The 7,206-nt window shown below is 63.9% G+C and carries 6 protein-coding genes; 2 read left to right on the top strand and 4 right to left on the bottom strand.

The annotated features are described in order from the left end of the window. A partial coding sequence (locus tag DY926_RS17680) for a hypothetical protein (protein WP_206609041.1) occupies nt 1–274 on the top strand: 274 nt, incomplete at its 5' end. 520 nt (nt 275–794) lie between these two features. Here the strand turns inward: DY926_RS17680 and DY926_RS08605 are convergent. From DY926_RS08605 to ade, 4 genes are read right to left on the bottom strand one after another with little or no spacing between them, the layout of a single operon-like run. After that, on the bottom strand, nt 795–1,622 hold the full coding sequence (locus DY926_RS08605) for a segregation and condensation protein A (RefSeq protein WP_116702990.1): 828 nt from the start codon (nt 1,620–1,622) through the stop codon (nt 795–797). Continuing rightward, nucleotides 1,619–2,323 (bottom strand): hypothetical protein, encoded by a 705-nt coding sequence (locus DY926_RS08600; protein WP_116702989.1) that lies wholly within the window; start codon nt 2,321–2,323, stop codon nt 1,619–1,621. The genes DY926_RS08605 and DY926_RS08600 overlap by 4 nt, the downstream gene beginning before the upstream one ends. Next, on the bottom strand, nt 2,316–3,179 hold the full coding sequence (locus DY926_RS08595; protein WP_116702988.1) for a tyrosine-type recombinase/integrase: 864 nt from the start codon (nt 3,177–3,179) through the stop codon (nt 2,316–2,318). The genes DY926_RS08600 and DY926_RS08595 overlap by 8 nt, the downstream gene beginning before the upstream one ends. 20 nt (nt 3,180–3,199) lie before the next feature. Next, entirely contained in the window at nt 3,200–4,900 is a 1,701-nt protein-coding gene (gene ade, locus DY926_RS08590) for an adenine deaminase (protein WP_116702987.1), read from the bottom strand. 395 nt (nt 4,901–5,295) lie between these two features. On the opposite strand from ade, the gene thiC reads away from it, so the two are divergent. Next, nucleotides 5,296–7,137, top strand: coding sequence for a phosphomethylpyrimidine synthase ThiC (gene thiC, locus DY926_RS08585; protein ID WP_116702986.1), 1,842 nt, complete (start codon nt 5,296–5,298; stop codon nt 7,135–7,137). Nucleotides 7,138–7,206: the final 69 nt, after the last annotated feature.

The raw sequence follows: 7,206 nt of genomic DNA, 5'->3' as shown, positions 1-7,206 counted from the left end.
GGTGGTTCCTTTATCATCCTCACCTGCACCGGTGGGCGCGCCGGTTCCTTGGGCGCATCCGGCGGTGAGTGAAGGCCATACAGGAGTGCCACTACCAGTGCCGCTTCGAACACAAGGACAATGGCGAAAATTATCACCTTTTGTAGTGTATTGTCACTCTGTTCCGCATACGTCATACCCATACCTCACTCAGAACGGCATAGTTTTTAGGAAGGATTATTACAAAATTATTCTGGATGTTCTGATTTCACTAAAGTTTACTTTGGGAGTATGACCAGTTGCTACGAAACGACTGTTGCGATCCGCCTTTTTCTCCCCGGCCTGGTGCCACGGCACGACCATCGCTTCCCCTGGCGGAACAGGAAAACACGACAGCAGTACTCTCCGGCCGTGCATATTCTGGTGCGTATGCACCGAATTGACACCGCCATGACAGACCAAGCCCCTCATTCATCACGTTTTATCCATAAACATTATTAACACCTCGAAATCAACCCCGATTTTGTGCGAAACGACTGAAGTGAACAGCCAGCCGCGCGGATCATGCGACCGAGATGAAAACAGCCTGCGGAACACCTGTTTTTTCCTACTGTCCGGCAGGTCACTAAAAAAAGTTTCGTCCAGCTTGATCGAAAAAAAATCCTAGTCAAGCAAAGTGTTAAAAAAAACAGGTAAAAAAATCCGAGACCGTTTCCCACCATATCCCAAGTGTATAATTATGTTGCCATACAGATATGAAATGGCTGTGCGGGAATGCAATCGGGGGGAATCCACGGCCCCTGCCACCCCTGTTTTCAGTCGGTCCCGTCCACCACGGTACCATCGGGCACGCCGCTGAACTCCGGCAGGCTTTCGGGCGCATTCTGGTAGGCACGGGCCTCGCCCTGCTTCACCATTTCCAGACAGGCCACGAACGTACTGCTCCATGCCGAACGCCGCTGCCCTGACGACAGGTGGCCATCGCCCCGCCCACGCACGCTGTCGGGCAGCATACGCACCAGCGGCACCCGCCCGCGCTCACGCACCAGACAGGAGCGGACACGCTGGCGGGCATCCTCGACCGAGAACAGGTCCAGTTGCACGGGCGCGTAGAACGGCGCCTCCACCGGCATGATGCCCCAGTTGCCATCAAAGACCGCCAGACAGCCCCACAGGAATTCGATGCGGTCCACTTCCCACTGCGCGGCTTCATCATCATCGACCGTCGCCGCACCACCAAAGGCATACACATCGCGCCCGAGCTGCTCACGCGCGGCAAGCCACCCTGCCAGGCGCGACGCACTTTCCGCCGCCAGCAGACGTGTGCGCAGGTCCGCCGCTTCCTGTGCCGCATGCTGCTGGCGCGGATCATCCACGGGCAGCAGCAGGCGCGAACGCAGCAGCAGCAGGCCGGACGCCATGACCGCCCACTGCGCCTTCAGGCCAAGCGGGAGGGACGCCCGCTCCCGCGCGGCCTGTGCAAGCTGTTCGATCAGCGCAACAATATCCAGCCGCGCCAGGTCAATCTGGTGTCCATGCGCCAGTTGCAGCAGGTGCGACAGCCCGCCCTGATAGGCATCAAGCACGATGACCGGTTCACCATCCGGCAGAACGCCATCGAAAAGCGCGAGTTGCCCGGTCATGCCAAAGAGCGTTCGGTCAGGCGGAAAACCAGCGTGGGGTAATGTTCCTCCAGCCGGCGGATCACGGGATCAGGTGCGCCATTGCGGGTGAAAAAGCCGTAAACGATGGCCCTGTGCCCCCGTGGCAGGCGGCGACCGGCCTTCAGGCCCGGCAGGATACGGACCTGAACGGGGGATTCGACCAGCCCCCAGTTCGCCCGCAGCCAGGCCCGCGCATCGGGATGCGTGGCGCCAAGCGCGATGATCCGCTCGGGCACGGGCACCAGACGGTGAAAATCGAGCGGGCAGGAATCGGTGCCCCGCATGGTCAGGCGGGCATGGCGCACTTCCGCCGCCGCACGGAACTGGCGGGCAAGGATGCGGCAGCCTTCCACCGACAGGCCGCGCCGCCCGCGCGCGGGACCGTGGGGACCGATGGCGAGGGCAAAGACATCTTCCTCCACCCGCTCGGCATCGAACGGCCAGGGGATCAACCCCGGTCCCGCTGCCTGTACTACGAAACCATCCATCGCCGCATCCGGTCCGTAAACGAGCAGCCGCCATGACTGCCATGGCGGGGGTTCGGACGGGCTGGGCCAAGCGGAAAGCGGCCGCCGCCCCCGCCGCCCCGGCGCGCTGCGGGTGGGGGGTGCAGGCGCGTCCTCCTCCCCCACGGGGGTAGGAAACAAGTCGGCCCAGGGAAGGCGCAGGTTCTCACTCATCGGCAAGCTGGCGTTCATAGGGGCGCAGGGCGCGTGGGTCACGGTAACGGGTGTGGCGGCACAGCTCATCCATATCCACCCCGCGCCGCAATGCATCCATTATATAGCCCGAACGCAGGGCATGGGCGCTGAGACGCGCCGCGCTGTCCGGTGGCACTTCGGCCATAAGCGCGCGACGCTGGAGGATACGGGTCACGGCATAGGGGGTGAGCGCACGACCGCCCACGCGCTCACCGCGCGAAATGCCACGGAACAGCGGCCCCGTCAGCCGGTGCGCCACCTGCTGCCAGGCGGCAAACGCGGCCGCCGGGCACAGCGCCCGTTCCTGCGGCAGGGGCAGGATGACGCGCTGGACGCCACTGCTGTCACGCACGTCCAGCTCCACGGCCGCCGATTCGACATGCACATCCTCAACCTGCAGGGCCACCAGTTCCGAACGGCGCAGCGCACCGGCAAAGCCGAACAGCAGCAGGCAGCGGTCACGCAGGCCACGGGCCCCGTCCTCACACCGCGCGACCATGGCGCGCAGCATGTCGGGCGTGACCACGCCGGGCGGGGGCGCGGGGCTGCGGGCCTGTTCCACCATGGCGGCGAGTGCCGTGCGGATGCGCGTGTCCCGCACATTCCATGGCACATCGTTGAAGCGGTGCATCTTGCCAATGGCGGCAAGGCGGCGGCGGATGGTGGCGGGGGCGAATTCCGTCAGGCTGCGCAGATAGGTCGCCACTACATCCGGTCCGGCGGGGATGGGGGCGACCGCCTGATCGGCGCACCAGCGCGTGAAATGCACCCAGTCCGCCCGATAGGCGCGCAGCGTGGCCATGGCCTCACGCGCGGGGGCGTCGGCTGTGGTCATGGCCTGCCCGCCCCGCTGTGTCAGACCAGTTCCATCCGGTTGACATCCACCATGCCGAAATCCGTGATCTTGAGGTGCGGGATAACCGGCAGCGGCAGGAAGGCAAGCTGCAGGAACGGTTCATCCAGCGTGCAGCCCAGCGCGCGGGCGGCGGCGCGCAGCACCTCAAGCTGGTCGCGCACGGTCTCGAACGGGGCATCGCTCATCAGCCCCGCCACCGGCAGCGGCATGTCGGCCACCACCTTGCCATCACGCACCACCACGAACCCGCCGCCGGTCTTTTCCAGGTGGTTGACGGCGGTGGCCATGTCCGCGTCATCCATGCCAACCACACATATATTATGGCTGTCATGCCCGACGGAGGATGCCAGCGCACCGCCGGACAGGCCGAACCCCTTCACGAAGCCACGGCCGATATTGTCGTTATGCCCATGGCGCGCCACCACGCAGATGCGCGCGATGTCCTGTGCCGGGTCCGGCTGGACCACGCCGTCACGCACCGGCAGGTCGGCATGCAGGAACGGGGTGATGATCTGGCCCGGCACCAGCCCGATGACGGGGCGCTGCGTGCCGCTGCCCGTAATGGCCATGTCCTGCGGCGTAACCGGCGCGGGCAGGTTGATGCTGTCGATGCCGACGGGGGGAATGATCTCGCGCGCAGCAAACAGCGCGTCATTGACCAGCCGCCCGGCGCTGATCACATCCGACACGCGACATTCACGCAGGTCATCAAGCAGGACGATATCCGCCCGCCGTCCCGGCGCGATCAGGCCCCGGTCACGCAGGCCGAAGGCATTCGCGGCGCTGAGCGTGGCGCTGCGATAGGCGGCCAGCGGCTCGACCCCCAGCGAGATGGCAAGGCGGATCAGGTAATCCAGATGCCCTTCATGCGCGATTTCCAGCGGGTTGCGGTCATCGGTGCAGAACGCGAAGAACGGGGACGTAACCGGCGTAAGCAGCGGCGCCAGTGCACGCAGGTCCTTGCAAACCGATCCTTCACGGATCAGGACCATCATGCCCTTGCGCACCTTTTCCAGCGCCTCGTCCGCTGCCGTGGCCTCGTGGTCGGTGGTGATCCCGGCGGACAGGTAGCCATTGAGCTTGCGCCCGCGCAGCAGCGGGGCATGGCCGTCGATATGGCTACCGGCAAAGGCTTCCAGCTTTTCCATGCAGACCGGGTCACAGTTCAGCACGCCGGGAATGTTCATGAACTCGGCCAGGCCAATGACCTTGGGGTGGTCGCGGTAGGCCAGCAGGTCCTTCGCCCCCAGCGTGGCACCCGATGTTTCCAGCGCGGTGGACGGCACGCAGCTTGCCAGGTTGACGCGCAGGTCCATGACCGTGCGCTGCGCCGCCGCCGTAAAGTAGTCCAGCGCGGGCAGGCCAAGGACATTCGCCATTTCATGCGGGTCGCAGATGGCGGTGGTCACGCCATGGGGCAGCACGCAGCGGTCGAATTCGAACGGCGTGATGAGCGAGGATTCGACATGCAGGTGCGTGTCGATGAAGCCCGGCACCGCGATGCGGCCATACCCCTCGATCACGTTGACGCCTTCGTAACTGTCCAGCGTGCCGACAATGGTGTCGCCACATATGGCGATGTCGGTTGGCAGGAGCGTCCCGGTCACAAGGTCGAACAGGCGGACGTTGCGGATGACCGTATCCGCCGGCACCCGCCCGCTGCCCTGTGCGATCCGGTCTGAAATCACGCTACCTGTCATGCTGTCCTGCTTTCCCCGAAAAAAGATGTTCTCCACCCGTAGTCTATCACAACGCGGCCGGTGGCAAATCAGCACACGAATTCTTTTTCACGCCCCATGACCCACCATTAGCAAGATCATTGACAAAAACAGCGGGATTCATGATTCTGAAATGACCAAGGGGAGTCCTGAAAAAGGGCTGAGATACCGCTGGCGCAACATGTTTGCGCGTGCGGGGACCCTTCCGGGCGCATGGTGCGCTCCGGGGAACCTGATCCGGCTCATACCGGCGGAGGGACTGGTGCGGACAATCGGCATGTCGCTGTCATCCCTGCGTGACAGGTCAGGCGCGCAATCCTGCGCGGCCCCCGGTTTTCTCCCCACCCCCTGTCGGAGAGAAAACAAGGAGCACTGCCATGACCTCCGTCACTGCGCCTTCCTCTCCCGACCATGTCACGACCGGCCCCATCCTGGGGTCCGTCAAGATCTGGTCATCACCTGAAGGCCACCCACATATCCGCGTGCCGCTGCGTGAAATCGCACTGGAACCCAGCGCCAACGAACCGCCGGTGCGGGTGTACGACACCTCCGGCCCCTATACCGATACGGACGTGAAGATCGACGTGCGCCGTGGCCTTGAGCCCGTGCGCGCGCCATGGATCGCCGCGCGCGACCTGCCTGCCGTGACCCCGCGCGCCGTCCGCCCCGAAGACAACGGCTTCGCGCAGGGCGAACACCTTGTCCCCCCCTGCCCTGCCCCCCATACGGTGCATGAGGGCCGTCCGGGCCAGATGGTCACGCAGTATGAATTCGCCCGCGCGGGCATCATTACCGAGGAAATGATCTACGCCGCCCACCGCGAGAACCTCGGCCGCGCCACCATGGCCGACGGGGCGGAGGAACGCCGCGCCGATGGCGAGGATTTCGGGGCCGACATTCCCGCCTTCGTCACGCCCGAATTCGTGCGCTCCGAAATCGCGGCGGGCCGCGCCATCCTGCCCGCCAACATCAACCACCCCGAACTTGAGCCGATGGTGATCGGGCGCAACTTCCTGGTGAAGGTCAACGCCAATATCGGCAACTCGGCCGTCACATCATCAGTGGCGGAGGAAGTGGAAAAGATGGTCTGGGCCATCCGCTGGGGCGCGGATACGGTGATGGACCTGTCCACCGGGCGCAACATCCACAATATCCGCGACTGGATCATGCGCAACGCCCCGGTGCCCATCGGCACGGTGCCGCTGTACCAGGCGCTGGAAAAGGTGGGCGGCGTGCCGGAAGACCTGACATGGGAAATCTTCCGTGACACGCTGATCGAGCAGGCCGAACAGGGGGTGGACTACTTCACCATCCATGCCGGTGTGCGCCTGCGCCACGTGCCGCTGACCGCACGGCGCGTGACGGGCATCGTCTCACGCGGGGGGTCGATCATGGCCGGGTGGTGCCTGCACCACCACCGCGAGAGCTTCCTGTATGAACATTTCGAGGAGATATGCGACATCATGCGCCGTTATGATGTCGCCTTCTCGCTGGGCGATGGCCTGCGCCCCGGCTCCATTGCCGATGCGAATGACGCCGCCCAGTTCGCGGAACTGGAAACGCTGGGTGAACTGACCAAGATCGCATGGGCCAAAGGCTGCCAGGTCATGATCGAGGGGCCAGGCCATGTGCCCATGCACAAGATCAAGGTCAATGTGGAAAAGCAGCTACGTGAATGTGGCGAAGCACCCTTCTACACGCTTGGCCCGCTTACGACCGATATCGCACCCGGTTACGACCACATCACATCGGGCATAGGTGCGGCCATGATCGGCTGGTTCGGCACGGCCATGCTGTGTTACGTCACGCCCAAAGAACATCTGGGCCTGCCCGACCGCAATGACGTGAAGGTGGGCGTTGTCACCTACCGCATCGCCGCCCATGCGGCCGACTTGGCCAAGGGGCACCCGGCGGCGCGCATCCGTGATGACGCGATCAGCCGCGCGCGGTTCGATTTCCGCTGGAATGACCAGTTCAGGCTGTCACTCGACCCGGATACCGCGTGTACCTACCATGATGAGACGCTACCGCGCGAAGCGCACAAGAATGCGCATTTCTGTTCCATGTGCGGGCCGAAATTCTGCTCCATGCGCATAAGCCACGACCTGCGCGCCAATGCCGAACGTGAAGCCGGTCTGGAACAGAAAAAGGAGGAGTTCCGCAGCAGCGGCAACCGCCTCTACGTGCCGGTGGATGAAGCGGTGACACCGGCGGAATGACGCATGGTTCCCTGCATGCGGCGAACCTCGTCGTTACCGTATGCAGGGAACGGTTTATGGAAAGACTGA

This window comes from Komagataeibacter melaceti, from assembly GCF_003403295.1.
In the GTDB taxonomy this organism is placed as follows: Bacteria; Pseudomonadota; Alphaproteobacteria; order Acetobacterales; family Acetobacteraceae; genus Komagataeibacter; species Komagataeibacter melaceti.
This window is presented reverse-complemented; position numbering and strand designations above follow the sequence as displayed.